The organism is Nonomuraea sp. NPDC003560 (assembly GCF_042878785.1).
Classification (GTDB): domain Bacteria; phylum Actinomycetota; class Actinomycetes; order Streptosporangiales; family Streptosporangiaceae; genus Nonomuraea.
Map to the genome: position 1 here is coordinate 399,074 of NZ_JBIAOF010000005.1, position 17,215 is coordinate 416,288.

At 71.7% G+C, this 17,215-nt stretch carries 19 protein-coding genes and 1 riboswitch; of the genes, 10 read left to right on the top strand and 9 right to left on the bottom strand.

Annotation, left to right across the window (positions count from 1 at the left end; translation table 11 throughout):
• Positions 1-7 precede the first annotated feature (7 nt).
• Positions 8-268, top strand: coding sequence for a type II toxin-antitoxin system prevent-host-death family antitoxin (locus ACFYUV_RS22525; protein ID WP_352319032.1), 261 nt, complete (start codon positions 8-10; stop codon positions 266-268).
• Positions 253-660, top strand: coding sequence for a PIN domain-containing protein (locus ACFYUV_RS22530; protein ID WP_387671043.1), 408 nt, complete (start codon positions 253-255; stop codon positions 658-660). Before ACFYUV_RS22525 ends, ACFYUV_RS22530 begins: the two co-directional genes overlap by 16 nt.
• A 250-nt stretch (positions 661-910) precedes the next feature.
• Here the strand turns inward: ACFYUV_RS22530 and cimA are convergent, their stop codons facing one another.
• Entirely contained in the window at positions 911-2,488 is a 1,578-nt protein-coding gene (cimA, locus tag ACFYUV_RS22535) for a citramalate synthase (RefSeq protein ID WP_358288591.1), read from the bottom strand.
• 196 nt (positions 2,489-2,684) lie between these two features.
• Positions 2,685-3,329, bottom strand: coding sequence for a DsbA family protein (locus ACFYUV_RS22540; RefSeq protein WP_387671045.1), 645 nt, complete (start codon positions 3,327-3,329; stop codon positions 2,685-2,687).
• A 133-nt stretch (positions 3,330-3,462) separates the two neighbouring features.
• Between ACFYUV_RS22540 and ACFYUV_RS22545 the strand changes: the two genes are divergently transcribed.
• Entirely contained in the window at positions 3,463-4,110 is a 648-nt protein-coding gene (locus ACFYUV_RS22545; RefSeq protein WP_387671047.1) for an O-methyltransferase, read from the top strand.
• A 71-nt stretch (positions 4,111-4,181) separates the two neighbouring features.
• Positions 4,182-4,733, top strand: coding sequence for a Uma2 family endonuclease (locus ACFYUV_RS22550; protein WP_387671049.1), 552 nt, complete (start codon positions 4,182-4,184; stop codon positions 4,731-4,733).
• 22 nt (positions 4,734-4,755) lie between these two features.
• Here the strand turns inward: ACFYUV_RS22550 and ACFYUV_RS22555 are convergent, their stop codons facing one another.
• A complete protein-coding gene (locus tag ACFYUV_RS22555) occupies positions 4,756-5,853 on the bottom strand; it encodes a branched-chain amino acid aminotransferase (RefSeq protein WP_352319020.1) in 1,098 nt (365 codons plus the stop codon).
• A gap of 200 nt (positions 5,854-6,053) precedes the next feature.
• Positions 6,054-7,100 (bottom strand): 3-isopropylmalate dehydrogenase, encoded by a 1,047-nt coding sequence (locus ACFYUV_RS22560; protein WP_352319018.1) that lies wholly within the window; start codon positions 7,098-7,100, stop codon positions 6,054-6,056.
• A 99-nt stretch (positions 7,101-7,199) separates the two neighbouring features.
• A riboswitch (cyclic di-AMP (ydaO/yuaA leader) is annotated at positions 7,200-7,358 on the top strand.
• Between the two features lie 54 nt (positions 7,359-7,412).
• Between ACFYUV_RS22560 and ACFYUV_RS22565 the strand changes: the two genes are divergently transcribed.
• Positions 7,413-7,970: a C40 family peptidase gene (locus ACFYUV_RS22565; RefSeq protein WP_387671051.1), complete on the top strand. Its 558-nt coding sequence runs from the start codon at positions 7,413-7,415 to the stop codon at positions 7,968-7,970.
• Here ACFYUV_RS22565 and ACFYUV_RS22570 read toward each other — a convergent pair.
• Positions 7,954-8,946, bottom strand: coding sequence for an NAD(P)-dependent alcohol dehydrogenase (locus ACFYUV_RS22570; RefSeq protein ID WP_387671053.1), 993 nt, complete (start codon positions 8,944-8,946; stop codon positions 7,954-7,956). The two genes, ACFYUV_RS22565 and ACFYUV_RS22570, sit on opposite strands and share 17 nt — an antisense overlap.
• Positions 8,947-9,127: 181 nt before the next feature.
• On the opposite strand from ACFYUV_RS22570, the gene ACFYUV_RS22575 reads away from it, so the two are divergent.
• Complete coding sequence (locus ACFYUV_RS22575; RefSeq protein ID WP_387671055.1) at positions 9,128-9,790, top strand: DUF2306 domain-containing protein; 663 nt, start codon at positions 9,128-9,130, stop codon at positions 9,788-9,790.
• On the opposite strand, the gene ACFYUV_RS22580 is transcribed toward ACFYUV_RS22575, so the two are convergent.
• The 3 genes from ACFYUV_RS22580 to ACFYUV_RS22590 all read right to left on the bottom strand — a co-directional run bounded on the left by ACFYUV_RS22580 (position 9,763) and on the right by ACFYUV_RS22590 (position 12,938).
• Entirely contained in the window at positions 9,763-10,437 is a 675-nt protein-coding gene (locus ACFYUV_RS22580) for a response regulator (RefSeq protein ID WP_387671057.1), read from the bottom strand. The genes ACFYUV_RS22575 and ACFYUV_RS22580 overlap by 28 nt on opposite strands.
• Positions 10,438-10,500: 63 nt before the next feature.
• Entirely contained in the window at positions 10,501-11,634 is a 1,134-nt protein-coding gene (locus ACFYUV_RS22585; RefSeq protein WP_387671058.1) for a sensor histidine kinase, read from the bottom strand.
• Between the two features lie 119 nt (positions 11,635-11,753).
• A complete protein-coding gene (locus ACFYUV_RS22590; protein WP_387671060.1) occupies positions 11,754-12,938 on the bottom strand; it encodes an ROK family protein in 1,185 nt (394 codons plus the stop codon).
• A gap of 100 nt (positions 12,939-13,038) precedes the next feature.
• Here ACFYUV_RS22590 and ACFYUV_RS22595 point away from each other — a divergent pair, with 100 nt between their 5' ends.
• Genes ACFYUV_RS22595 through ACFYUV_RS22610 form a run of 4 tightly spaced genes read left to right on the top strand, consistent with a single transcriptional unit; the run spans position 13,039 to position 16,867 of the window.
• On the top strand, positions 13,039-14,130 hold the full coding sequence (locus tag ACFYUV_RS22595) for a sugar ABC transporter substrate-binding protein (RefSeq protein ID WP_358288620.1): 1,092 nt from the start codon (positions 13,039-13,041) through the stop codon (positions 14,128-14,130).
• Positions 14,131-14,850 carry an ATP-binding cassette domain-containing protein gene (locus tag ACFYUV_RS22600; RefSeq protein WP_387671062.1) on the top strand — a complete coding sequence of 240 codons (720 nt, stop codon included), beginning with the start codon at positions 14,131-14,133 and terminating at the stop codon, positions 14,848-14,850. It begins immediately after the preceding gene.
• On the top strand, positions 14,847-16,010 hold the full coding sequence (locus ACFYUV_RS22605) for a sugar ABC transporter permease (protein WP_387671064.1): 1,164 nt from the start codon (positions 14,847-14,849) through the stop codon (positions 16,008-16,010). The genes ACFYUV_RS22600 and ACFYUV_RS22605 overlap by 4 nt, the downstream gene beginning before the upstream one ends.
• Positions 16,007-16,867: an ROK family protein gene (locus tag ACFYUV_RS22610; RefSeq protein ID WP_387671065.1), complete on the top strand. Its 861-nt coding sequence runs from the start codon at positions 16,007-16,009 to the stop codon at positions 16,865-16,867. The genes ACFYUV_RS22605 and ACFYUV_RS22610 overlap by 4 nt, the downstream gene beginning before the upstream one ends.
• 8 nt (positions 16,868-16,875) lie before the next feature.
• On the opposite strand, the gene ACFYUV_RS22615 is transcribed toward ACFYUV_RS22610, so the two are convergent.
• Positions 16,876-17,004: a hypothetical protein gene (locus ACFYUV_RS22615; protein ID WP_352318996.1), complete on the bottom strand. Its 129-nt coding sequence runs from the start codon at positions 17,002-17,004 to the stop codon at positions 16,876-16,878.
• Positions 17,005-17,215: the final 211 nt, after the last annotated feature.

Below are 17,215 nucleotides of genomic sequence, written 5' to 3' on the forward strand. Positions count from 1 at the left end.
TGATTCCATGAAGGTGATGACCGCCACCGAAGCGTCAAGAAGCTTCGCCGCCGTCCTCGACGAGGCCGAGCACGGAGAGACGATCGTGGTCACGCGCGGCGGGAAGCAGATTGCCGTGATCGGACCGGCTCCCACGGCACCGGGCCGCATGGTCAAGGCGTTCCTGGCGAGAAGCGCGGCCTCCTTGGACGCCGACTTCGAAACCGATGTCGGCGCAGCCCGCGAGGCGTTCGACGACGAGATGAGGGACACGTGGCCCGACGCCTGATCCTGGACACAGGGGTGCTCATCGCAGCCGAACGCGGCAGGACCGCGATCGACGCAGTGGTCGGAGACACCGACGATGTGGCGATCGCGGCTATCACCGTGGCCGAACTGCTCGTGGGCGTCGAACTGGCCGACGACACCCGACGCCCGCACAGGCAGGCGTTCGTGGACGAGGCCCTCGCCCTGATTCCGGTCGAGGAGTACACCACGGACGTCGCCAGGGTTCATGGGCGTCTCATGGCCCATGTCCGGCGGGAGGGGAAGAAGCGAGGAGCCTACGACCTGCTCATCGCGGCAACGGCGGCGGCCACCGCGCGCGTCGTGGTCACCATGGACGCCTCCGCCGCGTTCGACGAGCTCCCCGGCGTACGGGCTGTGGTCCTTCCTCACTGACACCCGGCAGCGTCCAGTGGGTCCGCCCGGGTCAGCCCTTGCCTCGCGCCCACGGCTGAGGGCCGCCCCTTCCGCAGGGCGGCCCTCAGCCGCGAGGGTCGCTCGGAGCAGACTCCCGAAGACCCACCCGGCGAACGGGCGGGCCGGGCACGGGGTGCGCCGAAGGCGCCAGATCAAGAACGCCTGAGCTCCCCTGGGCGCGCAGCGCCCCCAAGCGAAGACCGCTCGGGGCGCGCGCCGCCCCCCGGGGTCAGCTGCAGTCGCGGCCGGCGCGCAGCAGGCCGTACGTGACCGCCTGCTCCAGCGCCTGCCAGGAGGCGTCGATGATGTTCTCGGCCACCCCCACCGTCGCCCACTCGGCGGTGTCGTCGCTGGAGGTGATGAGGACGCGGGTGACGGCGTCCGTGCCGTGGGTGCCTTCGAGGATGCGGACCTTGTAGTCCACCAGCTCCAGCCGGGCCAGCTCGGGGTAGAGCTGTTCGAGCCCCTGCCGTACGGCCTTGTCCAGGGCGTTCACGGGGCCGTTGCCCTCGCCGGTGGCGACGATGCGCTCGCCCTTGGCGTGCAGCTTGACGGTGGCCTCGCTGACCAGCTCGCCGCCCTTCGTCCGCTCGACGATCACCCGCCACGACTCCACCTCGAAGTGCCGCCGGCGCGCCCCCTGGACGGTGTCGCGCAGCAGCAGCTCGAACGACGCGTCCGCGGCCTCGAAGGTGAAGCCCTGCGACTCCAGCTCCTTGACGCGCTCGACGAGCGTCTTGGTGTGCTCGGGGGTCAGCTCGTAGCCCAGCTCGCGGCCCTTGAGCTCGACGGAGGCGCGGCCGGCCATGTCGGAGACGAGCATGCGCATGTCGTTGCCCACGGCGGCCGGGTCGATGTGCTGGTACAGGTTGGGGTCGACCTTGATGGCGCTGGCGTGCAGGCCGGCCTTGTGGGCGAAGGCGGACATGCCGACGTAGGGGGCGTGCGAGTTGGGGGTGACGTTGGTGACCTCGGTGATCGCGTGGGCGATGCGGGTCATGTCCGCCAGCGCCTCCCGCGGCACGAGGTCGAAGCCGCGCTTGAGCTGGAGGTTGGCGACGACGGTGAAGAGGTTGGCGTTGCCCGAGCGCTCGCCGTAGCCGTTGGCGCAGCCCTGGACGTGCGTGGCGCCCGCCTTGACCGCGGCGAGGGTGTTGGCGACGGCGCAGCCGGTGTCGTCGTGGCAGTGGATGCCGACGCGGGCCCCGGTCTGGACGGCCGCGTGCACGGTCTCGGCCAGCTCGTCGGGCAGCATGCCGCCGTTCGTGTCGCACAGGGCGATGACGTCGGCCCCGGCCTCGGCGGCGGTCCGCAGCACTTCCAGCGCGTAGGCTGGATTGGACGTGTAGCCGTCGAAGAAGTGCTCGGCGTCGAGGAAGACTCGCTGTCCCTCCGCACGAAGGTGAGAAACCGTGTCGCGGATCATCGCGAGGTTCTCCTGGAGAGTCGTGCGGAGGGCCAGCTCCACGTGCCGGTCGTGGCTCTTGGCGACAAGGGTCACGACCGGCGCGCCGGATTCGCGCAATGCGGCTACCAATGGGTCGTCGGCGGCCTTCACACCGGCCCGGCGGGTCGCGCCGAACGCGGCGAGCTGCGCGTGCTTCAGGTCGAGCTCTGTTCGAGCGCGCCTGAAGAACTCTGTGTCCTTGGGGTTGGCGCCCGGCCAGCCCCCCTCGATGAAACCGACGCCCAGGCTGTCCAGCTGCCGTGCGATGGCGAGCTTGTCGACGACGGTGAGGTTGAGTCCTTCCTGCTGCGCGCCGTCGCGCAGGGTCGTGTCGTAGACGTGGAAGCGGTCGTCGGCCATGAAGTCTCTTCTTTCGGATCCGTGTCCTGGAAAACAAAAAGACCCCTCACGGACGTGAGAGGTCTGCGCGCTGGCGGTGTCCCTGTGTCAGCCAGCGCGCCTGCCGATAATGAGCAGACCGTAGAACATGGTGCCTGCCAGTCTGCCACAGGGATTCACCATCTGGCACATCGGTCTCAGCTTGTGGACACGACCTTTACACTTGCACGCCCGCGCCCCCGGTGACGGCGCGTTCGAGGGCCGCCGGGTCGAACACCTCGTTGCCGAGCTGCTGCCCGTCGAGCAGGACGGTCGGCGTGCCCTGGATGTGGATCTTCGAGGTCTCCGCCAGGTGGGTCTTGGCGTACGACTGCGAGGTGACGCACTCGTCCACCGAGGCGCCGGCCTTCCTGGCGGCGGCCACCAGCTCCTGCACGGTGAAGCCCGAGGCCGAGCCGTGCGGGGCGGGCTGCATGGCGTAGAGCTCGTCCCTGAAGGCCAGCCAGTTCTCCTCCGGCACGCATCGGGCGGCGGCCGCGGCCCTGATGGAGTTGGAGCGCATGGGCTCGTCCTGGAAGATCGTCACGGGGTGGAAGACGACCTTGAGCCTGCCCTCCCTGGCCAGCTTCTGGATCGTGCCGTCGACCTTGGAGTGCATCTCCTTGCAGATCGGGCAGTCGAAGTCTTCGTACACGTCGAGCACGGGGGCGTCGCCGGACCTGTCGGCCAGCACCATCGAACCGTCGAGCTGCCTGGTCAGGCGTACCGACCCGGCCGTCTCACCCGGCTCAGAGAAGGCCAGCACACCGAGCATCACCAGCGCCGCACACGCGACCGCGACCGCAACCAACCGCTTCATCATCCGCCCACTTCCAGCTCACCGATCGCGCAGACCCTACCAACGCCGGAACCACTCTCCGGACAGCCGCCCGGGGCGGCTCCCTCATTGGTACCTGATGACGATGAGAGAACGCTGGGAGGGGAGAATGACCTTCATGAAGGCGAACCTCCTCGACCCCGCGGTGGGCCGGTACATCCTCGACCACTCCACCCCGCCCGACCCCCTGCTCGACGAGCTGGCGCGGGAGACCGCCGAGGCGACGGGCGACGCCGCCAGGATGCAGATCTCCGCCGACCAGGGCCGGTTCCTGACCATGCTGACCCAGCTCACGGCCCCGGCCGTGGCGGTCGAGGTGGGCACGTTCACCGGCTACTCGTCGGTGTGCATCGCGCGGGGGTTGTCCGGCGGGCGGCTGCACTGCTTCGACGTGAGCGAGGAGTGGACGTCCATCGCCCGGCGCTACTGGGAGCGGGCGGGCGTGACCGACCGCGTCTCGCTGACGCTCGGGCCCGCCCTGGAGACGCTGGCCGCCTTCGACGAGCCGATCGACCTGGCCTTCCTCGACGCCGACAAGGGCAACTACCCCGGTTACTACGAGTTGCTGGTCGAGCGGCTGCGCCCGGGTGGCCTGCTGCTGGCCGACAACACGCTGCGCAGCGGCCACGTGGCCGACCCGGCGCGCTCGGAGACGACGACGGTGCAGATCCGCGAGTTCAACGACCTGGTGATCGAGGACCCGCGGGTGAGCGTGGTGATGCTGCCGGTCGCCGACGGGATCACGATGATCAGGAAGAACCACTAGATCGCGGGACGCCGCCGCCGTTACTCTGAGTGATCCTTTGGAAACCCCCGGCAAAGCATGAGGACGGCGGCATGGTCAGGCCCCTGGAAGAGCGCTACCGCACCGTGCGCGAACTGTTCCCCGAGTTCCGCATCGAGACGGTCCAGGGCCGGATCGTGGTGAACGAGCCGGGCACCTGGCAGCACAACACGATCCTGTCCCGGACGTTGTTCCAGCTCGCCGCCGCGGCGGCGGTCCGGGGCTGGGAGATCTGGCCGAACATCACCGTCTACCTGGGTCCCGGCCACGATCTCTACGTGCCCGACCTGGCGGTGGTCCCGCGCCGGCCGCGTCTGCACGAGGAGCACGCCGTCCACGGCGCCTCGACGATCCTGCTCGTGGACGTCGTCTCGGTGGCCACGACGTACGACGTGCACTTCGTCAAGACGGGCGGTTACGCGCGCGGCGGGGTGCCGCTCTACCTGGTGATCGACCCGTTCCAGCGGCTGGTGACGCTGTTCGGCGGGCCGGGCGGGCGGCGCTACCGCAGCGAGAACGTCGTCTCCCTGGGCGAGCCGGTGTTCCTGCCCGACCCGTGGAACCTCCACGTCGACACCGCGTCCCTGACGGAGGCCGGCGCCTGAGACGCCGGCCGTCCGCGCGGCTCTAGCCGATCTTGTGGATCCAGTTGCGGGTGTCGGGACGGGCGCCGTACTGGATGCCGACGAGCTCCTCGCGCACCCGCATCGTCACCGGGCCGGGGGTGCCGTCGGCGATGGTCCAGGCGCGGTCGTCGCCCCTGACCGAGCCCACCGGCGTCACCACGGCGGCGGTGCCGCAGGCGAACACCTCGGTCAGCTCGCCGGAGGCGCAGGCGGACTCCCACTCGTCCACCGAGACCAGCCGCTCCTCGGCCTCCAGGCCGAGGTCGCCGGCCATCTCCAGGATCGACTCCCGGGTGATGCCGGGCAGCAGGGTGCCGGTGAGCGCCGGGGTGACGAGCTTGTTGCCGAAGACGAAGAACAGGTTCATCCCGCCCATCTCCTCGACGTACTCGTGCTTGTGGGCGTCGAGCCAGACGACCTGGTCGCAGCCGTTGTCGACGGCCTGGCGCTGGGCGACGAAGGCGGCGGCGTAGTTGCCGCCGCACTTGGCGAAGCCGGTGCCGCCGGGCGCGGCGCGCGTGTACTCGGTGGACAGCCAGACCGAGACGGGCTTGATGCCGCCGCTGAAGTACGAGGCCGCCGGCGAGGCGATCACCATGTACTTGTAGGTCTTCGACGGGTAGTTGACGCCGAGCCCGGCCTGCGTGGCGAACATGAACGGGCGCAGGTAGAGGCTGTGGCCCTCGGTGGTCGGCACCCACTCCTTGTCGGCCGAGACCAGCAGCTCCAGCGACTCCACGAACGCCTCCTCCGGCAGTTCGGGCATGGCCATGCGCTCGGCCGAGCGGTTGAAGCGGGCGGCGTTCGCGTACGGCCGGAAGGTCGCGATCGAGCCGGAGATCTGCCGGTACGCCTTCAGGCCCTCGAACAGCTCCTGCGCATAGTGGAAGACCGAGGTCGCGGGGTCGAGCGAGAGCGGCCCGTACGGCATGAGCCGGGCGTCGTGCCAGCCCTCGCCGTCGGTGTAGTCGATCGAGATCATGTGGTCGGTGAAGACCTGCCCGAACCCGGGGTTCGCCAGTACCTGCTCCCGCTCGGCCGCGGTGCGAGCGTGGTCGGAATGCTGCACGTCGAAGCTGAGCTTCTGAGCGATGGTCATGACGGAGGTCCTTCTCTCTGCGAATCTGCGACTTCGAAAGCTGATTCTGTTAGCTACTGCCCGCGAGCAGTATTCGTACTTCCTAGTGTCTCGCGATTTGGGATAGCAAGAGGCAGTTGGGGTGGTTAGATCCGGCGAACGCGAAAAAGCGCCTGGCAGTCCGTGTCCGGACCGCCAGGCGCGTGCGGGGCTAGGCGGTCCTAGCCGGCTACTCGCGCGGCGATGTCGTCGCCGATCTCGCTGGTCGTGCGGCCGGCGCGGCCGGTCACCCGCTCGGCGATGTCGGCGGCCACGGCCTGCTCGACCTTGGCGGCCTCGGCGTGCAGGCCGAGGTGGTCGAGGAGCATGCCCACGGACAGGATGGTGGCGGTCGGGTCGGCCTTGCCCTGACCGGCGATGTCGGGCGCGCTGCCGTGCACCGGCTCGAACATGCTCGGCGAGGTGCGCTCGGGGTTGATGTTGCCGCTGGCCGCCAGGCCGATGCCGCCGGCGATCGCGGCGCCGAGGTCGGTGATGATGTCGCCGAACAGGTTGTCGGTGACGATCACGTCGAAGCGCTCGGGCTGGGTGACGAAGAACATCGAGGCCGCGTCGATGTGGCTGTAGTCGGTGGTGACGTCGGGGAACTCCGCGGCCACGCGGTTGACCGTGCGCTGCCAGAGGTCGCCGGCGAAGGTGAGCACGTTCGTCTTGTGGACGAGCGTGAGCTTCTTGCGGGGCCGCGACTGAGCCTTCTGGAAGGCGTACCGCACGACGCGCTCGACGCCGTGGGCGGTGTTCAGCGACTCCTGGGTGGCGATCTCGTGCGGCGTGCCGCGGCGCATGACGCCGCCGGTGCCCGCGTAGAGGCCCTCGGTGCCCTCGCGGACGACGACCATGTCGATGTGCTCGGCGGTGGCGCCGGCCAGCGCGGTCTCGACGCCGGGGAACAGCTTGACCGGACGCAGGTTGACGTAGTGGTCGAACTCGAACCGGAGCTTGAGCAGCAGGTCGCGCTCCAGGATGCCGGGCGGCACGCTGGGGTCGCCCACGGCGCCGAGCAGGATCGCGTCGTAGCCGCGCAGCTCCTCGAGCACCGCGTCGGGCAGGGTCTCGCCCGTGCGGTGGTAGCGGGCTGCGCCCAGGTCGTAGTGGGTGGGCTCGATCTTCGTGCCCACGGCCTCCAGGACCTTGAGCCCTTCGGCTACGACCTCGGCGCCGATGCCATCCCCGGGGATGACGGCCAGGCGGATGTTACGCGACTCCATGGGCGGTACCTTACCGGCTCGTCTCGGCTGACGAACACATCATCTCAACAACCGGACAATCCGTTTTGGGGGGATTGCGACCTTTTGACCGTTTCGTTAGAGTCCGACGAGCCTAATCCACGCAGCCGCTGCGTGGAGCCGGGGACCCATCTTTCCCCCCGGGGCGAATCGGCTGCGCCTCCCCCCGAGGAGCCGCCGTAGGGCTACTTCCAGGCCCGAGCCCGTCAGCTAACCCGGTCGGCCACGTGGAAGGACAGTCCCCTGTCTAGCATCGCCATCCTTGTGGCGGTGGCAGCGGGCGCAGCAGGTCTCGTGCCTGCCGCCCCCGCGGCTCCCGCCGCTCCGGCCGCTCCGGCCGCTCCGGCCGCCCCCACCCCCTCCATCACCCTCACCGGCCCCCAGGTGAAACAGGTCCAGGAACGGCACGCGCCGAAACCGGCCTGGAAGGTCGCCCTCGAATACGCCATGGACAAGCGCGGCACCCCGTACGTGTGGGGCGGCGCCAGCGAACGGGGCTACGACTGCTCGGGCCTCATGCTCCGGGCCTACGAGGACGCCGGCATCGAGCTCCCCAGAACCGCCGCGGAGCAGTACGGCGCCTTCTCCAGGAAGATCTCCTGGAAGGACCTCAAGCCAGGCGACCTGGTGTTCTTCAGCGGCCTCGGCCACGTCGGCATGATCTCCAAGCCCGGCTACATGGTCCACTCCCCCCACACCGGCGACGTGGTGAAGGAGGAACGCCTGTCGCAGTGGCGCAGGCAGGCCTTCGTCGGCGCGGTACGCCCCGACCCCAAGGGCGTCAAGCGCTGGGCCGACTACAAGCAGCTCCAGAAGGCCCCCGCCCCCGCCATGCTCACCGCGACCCTGTGACGACGACCTTCCCCGGGGCGTGCCCCTCCTCCTGGTAGCGGACGGCCGCCGGGAGCTCGCCGAAGGGGAAGGTCCGGTCGATGACCGGGGTGACCGCGCCCTGCTCGATCAGCCCGGTCAGCGTCAGCAGGTTCGCCCTGTTGCTCCCGCAGCGGACGACGTCCGCCCTGACGATCCGCTGCGGGACGAAGGGCCCCGACGCGAGCGCGGCGAACATGTGGCCGGCCGGCTGCACCCAGCGGCCGGCCGGCCCGCCGACCAGCACGTACGTGCCCTTCCTGGTCAGCACCCGGCGGCAGTCCGCCAGCCGGCGACCGCCCGCCACGTCGAGCAGCAGGTCGAAGCGCCGGCCCGACGCCGCGAAGTCCTCCTTGGTGTGGTCGATGACGTCGTCCGCGCCGAGCGAGCGGACCAGGTCCGCGTTCCGCCCGCTGCACACGCCCGTGACGTGCGCCCCCAGCGCCTTGGCGAGCTGCACGGCGAACGTGCCCACGCCGCCGGACGCGCCGTTGACCAGCACCTTCTGGCCCGGCTGGAGGCGTCCCTCGTCGCGCAGCGCGATCAGCGCGGTGTTGGCCGCCATCGGCACCGCCGCCGCCTGCTCGAACGACAGGCCCGCCGGTCTGGGCGCCACCTCGCCCTGCCGCAGGCAGACGTACTCGCCGAAGCCGCCCCCGAGCGACATCGCGTACACCTCGTCGCCGGGACGGAACAGCGTGACGTCCTTGCCGGCCGCCTCGACCTCCCCCGCCACGTCGGCCCCGAGGACGGCGATGCGCGGCCGGCGCAGCCCGACCCCGCCGCCCATGACCCGGGCCAGGTACGGCTCCCCCCGCATGAAGTGCCAGTCGTAGGGCTGCACGGACGTGGCCCGCACCCGGACCAGCACCTCGTCGTCGCGCGGCACGGGCCGCTCGACGTCGGTCAGGACGAGCTGGTCGGGCGAGCCGAACGAGCGCAGGACGTACGCCTTCATCGTTTTCTCCCTCGTGCCGCTGATGTGCCGCCAGTGTGGGCCTGACCTGCGCGGACGCTCAACGGTCGAAAGGCGACGGCCCGATGGCCGAAAGTACGACGGCCCGCCCGCCGATGGTGCGAACCAGGACCGGCCGTCCGCGCGATGACCGGGCACGGGCGTGGGCGGCACGCTCTCAGGCATGAGATGGATCGCACCCGCCGGGCTGCTCGCGCTCAGCGTCGTCCCGCTGGTCGCCGGCGCAATCCGGGTGACCGAACTGGCCGCCGGCGCCCCCGTGACGGCGGACAACGCGCGCTTCTTCGCCATGCCCGTACCGGTGTTGCTGCACATCCCGGCTTCCCTGGTGTTCTGCGTCCTCGGCACGTTCCAGTTCCAGGCCCGGTTCCGGGCCGGGCGGCCGGGGTGGCACCGCGCGGCGGGGCGGGTGCTGGTGGCGTGCGGGCTGGTCGCGGCGCTGTCGGGGGTGTGGCTGACGCTCTTCTCCGACCTTCCCGCCGGCGACGGGACGCTGCTGGCCGCCTTCCGGCTGCTGTTCGGGACGGCCATGGCCGCCTGCCTCCTGCTCGGCCTGGCCGCGATCCGGCGGCGCGACGTGGCCCGGCATCGCGCCTGGATGACCCGCGGGTACGCGATCGGGCTCGGCGCGGGCACGCAGGCGTTCACCCTGGCGTTCGGGCTGGCCGCCTTCGGGCCGCCCGGCGAGCTCGGCCGGGCGCTGCTCGTCGGCGCGGGCTGGGTGATCAACCTGGCGGTGGCCGAGTGGGTCGTCCGCAGAGCCCGCAGAGTCCGTGGAGGTCGCGGAGGTCGCGGAGGTCAGGTGCGTACGCGGTCGGTCTCGTAGGCCCACATGGCGATCTCGACGCGGTTGCGCACGCCGAGCTTGGTCATCAGGCTCGCGACGTGGCTCTTGACCGTGCTGAGCGAGATGTGCAGCTCGCGGGCGATCTCACTGTTGGTCCGGCCGCGGGCCACGGCGCGCAGGATCTCCTCCTCGCGGCCGGTGAGCGCCTCGACCGGCTGCGCGGGCGCCTCCGTACGCCCGGCTCCGGCGAACGCGGCCAGCAGGCGCGCGGTCACGCTCGGGGCGATGAGCGCCTCGCCGCCGGCCGCCGCGGTCACCGCCTGGGCGAGCAGCGCCGGGCCGGCGTCCTTGAGCAGGAAACCCCTGGCTCCGGCGCGCAGGGCGGCGTAGACGTACTCGTCGAGGTCGAACGTGGTGATCACGACCACCGCCATGGGGTCGGCGACGTCGGGCCCGGCCAGCTCGCGGGTGGCCGCGATGCCGTCGAGGCCGGGCATGCGGATGTCGAACAGGCACACGTCGGGGCGCAGGCGGCGGGCCAGCTCGACGGCCCGCCTGCCGTCGCCGGCCTCGCCGACGACCTCGATGCCGGGCTGGGCGTCGAGGATCATCCTGAGCCCGGTACGGGCGATCTCCTGGTCGTCGGCCACCAGCACCCGGATGGCCGCCGTGCCCTCGGCGCTCACGTGGCCTCCCGCCGGGCGTTCATGCCGCTTTCTTCCGCGCTCACGCGGCCTCCCGCCGGGCGTTCATGCGGTCTCCTTCGGCAGGACGGCGGTGACCGTCCAGCCCCGGTTGGGGTTGGGGCCCGCCTCGCAGGTGCCGCCGAGCAGGGCGGCGCGTTCGATCATGCCGATCAGGCCGTACCCGGGGGCGGCGACCCCGCCGGCGCGGTCGCCGTCGTCGCTCACGGTCAGGCGTACGGCGGCGTCGTCGGCGGTGACCCGGACGGTGATGTGGGTGGCGTGACGGGCGTGCCGCCGGGCGTTGGTGATCGACTCCTGGGCGATGCGGTAGAGCGCCGCGCCGGCCGAGGGCGGCAGGTCGCCGAGCCCGTCCGCGATCTCCACCTCGACGGCCGGGCCGACGCGCGGGCGTCCGGCGAGCCGCCGCAGGTCGTCGAGGTGGCGGCCCGGGGTCAGCTCCGCCGGCTCGTTCCTGCGCAGCACCCGGACCATGGCCCGCATCTCGGCGAGCGTGCGCGACGCCTCGGCCTCGATCACCCGTAACGCGTCGGTGGCCGCGCCCGGCTCGGAGGCGGCGGTGGCCAGGCCCGCCTGGGCGCGGATGGCCATGGCCGAGACGTGGTGGGCGACGGTGTCGTGCAGGTCGCGGGCGAGCTGTTCGCGTTCGAGCAGTTTGACCTGGTCGAGCTCGCGCAGCCGCGCGCCGGCCCGGTAGCGGAAGGCGCTGCCCAGCCCGACGGTCGCGACCAGCACGCCGAGCGCCGGGACGACGTCGCCGGGCGCCATGCGTCCGGACACCAGCGACAGGCCGACCGCGACCAGCCCGGCCGCCATCCCGATCACGGCCTCGCGCCCCGAGCCCCACCGGAACAGCGCGTAGAGCACGATCGTGACGAACACCAGCGTGTACGTCTCCACCGGCTCGCCGCCGGTCAGCAGCGGGGCCAAGGTCGTGGCGCCGAACACGAGCGCGACCATGAGCAGCGGCCTGGTCCTGCGCCACAGCAGCGTGGGGATCAGCGCGACGGTGACGGCCGTCGAGACCACCGGCCAGCGGAGGTCGGGTCGCAGCACGCCCTCGATCACCGCGGCCGGCACGAGCACCGCGACGAGCGCCCAGTCGCGCCACACCCGCACGGGCGGGCCGGGAGGACGAGGCTCGCGCCACACGGAACGAAGGAGGCCGGCCACCCCCATATCGTAAGCGCGCCCCCATTCCCCCCGCATCGCCCCGAACCCCCGTCCCACAGGCGGGAGCTGGGTGTCGGGACCTCGGGCGCGGAGCCACCGGCCTGCAGAGAAGGCGGGGCCGGGGGTCAGTGTTTGCGGGCGTCGAAGATGAGGTCCCAGGCGCGGGACTTGGCGTGGGCGACCGCGCCCAGCAGCACGCCGCTGTCGCCCAGCGCGCTGGCCACCACCCGCGGGCGCAGCGGCCCGAGCTCGGCGATGCGGCGCTCCACGGACGCGCCCAGCAGGTCGAGGTTGCGCCCCACTCCCCCGCTCAGCACGATCACCTCCGGATCGAGCACGGCGGCCACGGCCACCAGCAATCCGCCGATGCGCCGGCCCTCGGCCTCCACGACCGACCTGGCCGCCGCGTTCCCCTCGGCGGCGGCGGCGAAGACCTCCCTCGCCGTCTCCAGCTCCAGCCCCGCCGCCCGGGCGGCGCGCACCACACCGGGCGCGGAGGTGGCCGCCTCGGTGGCCCCGTGCGTGAAGGGGTCGCCGTCGTACGCGGCAGGGACGGAGGTGGGGGGTTCCTCGGCGGCCGGGATGTAGGAGACCTCGCCCGCCGCCCCTCGCGCCCCGACGTACAGCTCGCCGTTGATCACGATGCCCATGCCGACGCCGGTGCCGATGGACACCAGGGCGAAGTTGGCCTTGCCCCGCCCGGCCCCGTGGACGTGCTCGCCGACGGCGGCCAGGTTGATGTCGTTCTCGATGACGAGGTCGACGCCCAGGGCGGCGTGCAACCGGTCGGCCAGGTCAGGTGGGCCGGGCAGGTTGGGGGCGAAGTCGAGGCCGCCGCGCACGGGGTCGTACACACCGGGTGAGCCCACCACCGCGCAGGTGATCGAGCGCCATTCGACCTCGGCCTCGCGGGCCGCCGCCCCGGCCAGCTCGCCGACCAGCTCGGCCAGCTCGGCCGAGGTGCGGGCGGTGTTGCGGCCGTCGGTACGCCCCGCGAACGCGCCGCGCAGGTCGGCCACGGCCACCCTGATCCAGTCGCGGCCGATGTCGATGCCGGCGACGTGGGTCGAGGCGGCGTTCACGTCGTAGAGCGAGGAGACCGGGCCGGGCCGTCCGGACACCTCGCCCACCAGGTGGACCAGGCCGTCCTCGGCCAGCCCCGCCAGGGCGGCCGAGACCGTGGGCTTGGACAGGCCGGTGCTCTTGGCCAGGTCGGCGCGCGAGGCGGGGCCGTGCTCGTGCAGCTGGTCGAGCAGACGGCGCTCGTTGAGCACCCGCAGCAGCCGTGGATTCGCCAGGTCGCGTCGCATGTCCGGCCTCCCTCCGAGGTGCACTCTAGCCAACACGCCTGATAGTAAACTACCTTTCTTACCAAGCGGGGGCGGGCATCTTCTGAGAGGACGAAGTGCGATGCACCGAGCTTGGCGACTCATCCCCGCGGCGGCGGTCCTGCTGGCCGCCGCCTGCGGGAACAGCACCACCACCGGCACGACGGCCACTCAGGCCGACGGGCCGCGGCAGGGCGGGACGATCGCCCTGTTCCTCCCCGAATCCAAGACCACCCGATACGAAGCCTTCGACCGCCCGCTGTTCGAGGCCAAGGTCAAGGCGCTGTGCCCCGCCTGCAAGGTGATCTACGGCAACGCCGAGCAGGACGCGGCCAAACAACAACAACAGGTCGAGGCCGCGCTCACCCAGGACGCCGACGTGCTCGTCCTGGACGCCGTGGACGCCAACGCGGTCGCACCCCTGGTCAACCAGGCCAGGCAGAAGAAGGTCCCGGTGGTCGCCTACGACCGGCTGATCTCGGGGATCGACTACGCCTACTACGTCTCGTTCAACAACGTACGGGTGGGCGAGATGCAGGGTCAGGCGCTGCTCGACGCCATGAACGCCAAGGGCACCACGGCCAAGGGCCAGATCGTGATGATCCACGGCTCGCCCACCGACCCCAGCTCGGCCGACTACAAGAAGGGCGCCAAGAGCGTCCTGGACGGCAGGGTCAAGGTCGGCAGGGAGTTCGACACCCCCGACTGGAGCCCCGACAAGGCGCAGCAGCAGATGGAGCAGGCGATCACCGCCATCGGCCGGGACCAGATCGTCGGCGTGCTGTCGGCCAACGACGGCATGGCGGGCGGCGCCATCGCGGCCATGAAGCGCGCGGGCTACAAGGAGCTGCCGCCCATCACCGGTCAGGACGCCGAGCTGGCCGCCGTGCAGCGCATCCTCACCGGCGAGCAGTACATGACCATCTACCTGGACATCAGGAGAGAGGCGGAGAAGGCCGCCGAGCTGGCCGTCGCCCTGACCAAGGGCGAGCAGCCCGCCGCCACCTCCAAGGTGAACAACGGCACGGCCGACATCCCGGCCTTCCTCCTCGACCCCATCGCGGTCACCGCCGACAAGATCAAGGACACCATCGTGAAGGACGGGTTCTACAAGGCCGACCAGATCTGCACGGCCGAGGTCAAGGCCGCCTGCGCGAAGGCGGGCATCGAGTAGATGATCGCGGCGACCGGGATCTCCAAACGGTACGGAGCGGTGCGGGCGCTCGACGGGGCAGGGCTGGAGCTGCGTCCCGGCGAGGTCGTGGCGCTCATGGGCGACAACGGCGCGGGCAAGTCGACGCTGGTCAAGACCATCGCCGGCGCGGTCGTGCCGGACGAGGGCCAGATCACGGTGGACGGCGCGCCGGTGCGCGTCGCCACCCCGCACGACGCGCAGGCGCTCGGCATCTCGACCGTCTACCAGGACCTCGCGCTCTGCGAGAACCTCGACGTCGTGGCCAACCTGTTCCTCGGCGCCGAACGCCGCCGCTGGTCGGTGCTGCGCCACCTGAGCATGGAACGCGCGACCCGCGACCTGCTCGCCCAGCTCGACGTGCGCATCGGCGACATCAGGGTGCCGGTGTCGACGTTGTCGGGCGGCCAGCGGCAGTCGGTGGCCATCGCCAGGGCGCTGCTCGGCGAACCCCGGCTGGTCATCCTGGACGAGCCGACCGCCGCGCTCGGCGTCGAGCAGACGGCCCAGGTGCTGGCGCTGATCCGGCGGTTGCGCGAGCGCGGGCTCGCGGTGCTGGTCATCTCGCACAATCTCGCCGACGTGCGCGAGGTGAGCGACCGGGTGGTGGTGCTGCGTCTCGGACGCAACGCCGGTGAGTTCCGTACGGCCGAGGCCTCCCGCGAGGAGATCGTGGCCGCGATCACAGGAGCGGGCGAATGACGGCGATGCCGATCACGGTGACCGGACGGCTGCGCCAGGGAGAGGCCGGCGCCTGGCCGGTGGTCGGCGGCCTGGTGGCGATCACGATCGTGTTCAGCACGCTCAACGAGCGTTTCCTGTCGCCCGAGAACCTCACCAACCTGACACTCCAGATGGCCGCCACGGGCACGATCGCGCTCGGGGTCATCATGGTGCTGCTGCTCGGCGAGATCGACCTGTCGGCCGGCTCGGTCAGCGGCCTGTGCGCCACGATCATGACGATCGCGCACGTCAAGCAGGGCTGGAACGCCCTGCTGGCCATCCTGCTCGCGCTGGCGGCCGGCGCGGCGATCGGGCTGCTGCACGGGCTCATGCTGACCAAGCTGCGCATGCCGTCGTTCGTGGTCACGCTGGCCGGGCTGATGGGCTGGCTCGGGCTGCTGCTCTACCTGCTGCGCCAGGGCGGGACGATCAACCTGCCGTTCAACGGGTTCATCTCGGGGCTGAGCGACACCTGGCTGCCGGGGTGGCTGTCCTGGGCGCTGGTGATCGGGCTGGCCGGCGGTCACGCCGGGATCGCCACGCTGGCCAGGCGGGCACGGCTGGCCGCCGGGCTGCCCGTGGCGCCGGCCTGGCAGGTTCCCGTGACGGCGGGCGGGCTGGCGGTCGTGCTCGGCGCGGCGGTGGCGGTCATGTCGGCCGACCGCGGCGTGCCGCTGCTGCTGGTGCTCTTCGGCGCGCTGGTGGTGCTGCTCGACCTGGTCCTGCGGCACACCGCGTTCGGCCGCCACCTGTACGCCGTCGGCGGCAACGCCGAGGCCGCCAGGCGCGCGGGCATCAACGTGACCAGGATCAGGATCCTGGCGTTCGTACTGGCCTCGACGCTGGCGGCGGCGGGCGGCGTGCTGGCCGCCAGCCGGCTGTCGGCGGTCAACCAGGGGTCGGGCGGCAGCGACATCCTGCTCATGGCCATCGCCACGGCGGTCATCGGCGGCACGTCCCTGTTCGGCGGACGGGGACGGGCCTACGCCGCGCTGCTCGGGGTGCTGGTCATCCAGTCGATCACCAACGGCATGTACCTGCTGAGCGTGGACTCCTCCGTCCGGTTCATGGTGACGGCCGGCGTGCTGGCCCTGGCGGTGGCGATCGACTCGCTGGCCCGCAGGGGCGCCGCGCGGTGAGCCGGGTCCTGGGCATCGACGTCGGCGGGACCAAGGTAGCGATCGGGGTCTCGGGCTCCGACGGGCCCGTGGTCGCCGGCCGCACCCGGCTGGAGACCGGCCCGGACACGCTCGTCCGGGCCCTCGCCGCGGCCCGCGCCCTGGACGGGCGGCCGGCCGCGGTCGGCTTCTCCACCTGCGGGGTGATCAGGGACGGCGTGGTGCGCCTGGCGCCGAACGTGCCCGGCTGGGAGGGGCTGGAGCTGCCCAGGCTGCTGCGCGAGGAGTTCGGCGCGACGCCGGTGGCCATCGACAACGACGTGAACGCGGCGGCGGCGGCCGAGCTGCGGTGGGGCGCGCTGCGCGGCGTCTCCACGGGCGTCTATCTCAACCTCGGCACCGGCCTGGCGGCGGCCCTGGTGGTCGGCGGCCGGGTGGTGCCCGGCGCGCACGGCGCGGCGGGCGAGATCGGCTACCTCCAGGTCACGCCGGGGCAGGCGGCCTTCGCCGACGGGCGGGCGCCGCTGGAGGAACTCGTCTCCGGCGCCGGGCTGGCGGCCAGGGGCGGCGCGCTGCTCGGCCGTGCGACCACGGCGGAGGAGGTGCTCGCCGCGCGTTCCGGGCCGCTGGCGCAGCTGGTGGCGCAGGCGTTGTCGGTGCTGACCATGACCGTGGCGAACCTGTGCGTCACCCTCGACCCCGAGGTGCTGGTCGTGGGCGGCGGCATGATGGGCGCGGCCGGGCTGATCGTGCCCAGGCTGGCCGGGGAGGTGCGGCGCGCCGTGCCGTTCCCGCCGGAGGTCCGGCCCGGCCGGTTCACGGACGACGCGCCGCTGCTCGGCGCGCTCGCCCTGGCCCACGCCGCGGCGCGGGCCTGAGGGCGGCGCTACCGGGCGGAGTTCTGGGGGGCGCCGCCGTTGTCCCTGCGGTCGAGGGCGGTCTGCAGGGCCTCGGCGGCCTCGTTCTCGTTCTCTTCGGTACGGTTCCAGGCGTACATCTCGTACATGTCGCTCATCTCGTTTCGCTGGCGCGTTCCAGAAAAGGGGGCGTCGGACCCCGGTCGCGAATCCGACCGGGCCTGCTCTCGCGGGTCCGGGTCACGGACCGGGCGAAGGGAAGGGACTGACCGGCCGACGGCATCACCACTCACCGCGGCGGGTCGTCGGCCTGCCCTAACAGGCCCCGCCGCGGCAGGTAATGAGTACGAGAACCTGGCGCATTTCCAT

Excerpts from the sequence above, each read along its gene's own strand:
- ACFYUV_RS22560 (WP_352319018.1), bottom strand. The coding sequence starts at position 7,100 with ATGGAGTCGCGTAACATCCGCCTGGCCGTCATCCCCGGGGATGGCATC.
- ACFYUV_RS22605 (WP_387671064.1), top strand. The coding sequence starts at position 14,847 with ATGACGGCGATGCCGATCACGGTGACCGGACGGCTGCGCCAGGGAGAG.
- ACFYUV_RS22575 (WP_387671055.1), top strand. The coding sequence starts at position 9,128 with ATGAGATGGATCGCACCCGCCGGGCTGCTCGCGCTCAGCGTCGTCCCG.
- ACFYUV_RS22550 (WP_387671049.1), top strand. The coding sequence starts at position 4,182 with ATGGTCAGGCCCCTGGAAGAGCGCTACCGCACCGTGCGCGAACTGTTC.
- ACFYUV_RS22600 (WP_387671062.1), top strand. The coding sequence starts at position 14,131 with ATGATCGCGGCGACCGGGATCTCCAAACGGTACGGAGCGGTGCGGGCG.
- ACFYUV_RS22555 (WP_352319020.1), bottom strand. The coding sequence starts at position 5,853 with ATGACCATCGCTCAGAAGCTCAGCTTCGACGTGCAGCATTCCGACCAC.
- ACFYUV_RS22585 (WP_387671058.1), bottom strand. The coding sequence starts at position 11,634 with ATGGGGGTGGCCGGCCTCCTTCGTTCCGTGTGGCGCGAGCCTCGTCCT.
- ACFYUV_RS22540 (WP_387671045.1), bottom strand. The coding sequence starts at position 3,329 with ATGATGAAGCGGTTGGTTGCGGTCGCGGTCGCGTGTGCGGCGCTGGTG.
- ACFYUV_RS22525 (WP_352319032.1), top strand. The coding sequence starts at position 8 with ATGAAGGTGATGACCGCCACCGAAGCGTCAAGAAGCTTCGCCGCCGTC.
- ACFYUV_RS22595 (WP_358288620.1), top strand. The coding sequence starts at position 13,039 with ATGCACCGAGCTTGGCGACTCATCCCCGCGGCGGCGGTCCTGCTGGCC.
- ACFYUV_RS22570 (WP_387671053.1), bottom strand. The coding sequence starts at position 8,946 with ATGAAGGCGTACGTCCTGCGCTCGTTCGGCTCGCCCGACCAGCTCGTC.
- ACFYUV_RS22545 (WP_387671047.1), top strand. The coding sequence starts at position 3,463 with ATGAAGGCGAACCTCCTCGACCCCGCGGTGGGCCGGTACATCCTCGAC.
- cimA (WP_358288591.1), bottom strand. The coding sequence starts at position 2,488 with ATGGCCGACGACCGCTTCCACGTCTACGACACGACCCTGCGCGACGGC.
- ACFYUV_RS22590 (WP_387671060.1), bottom strand. The coding sequence starts at position 12,938 with ATGCGACGCGACCTGGCGAATCCACGGCTGCTGCGGGTGCTCAACGAG.
- ACFYUV_RS22615 (WP_352318996.1), bottom strand. The coding sequence starts at position 17,004 with ATGAGCGACATGTACGAGATGTACGCCTGGAACCGTACCGAAGAGAAC.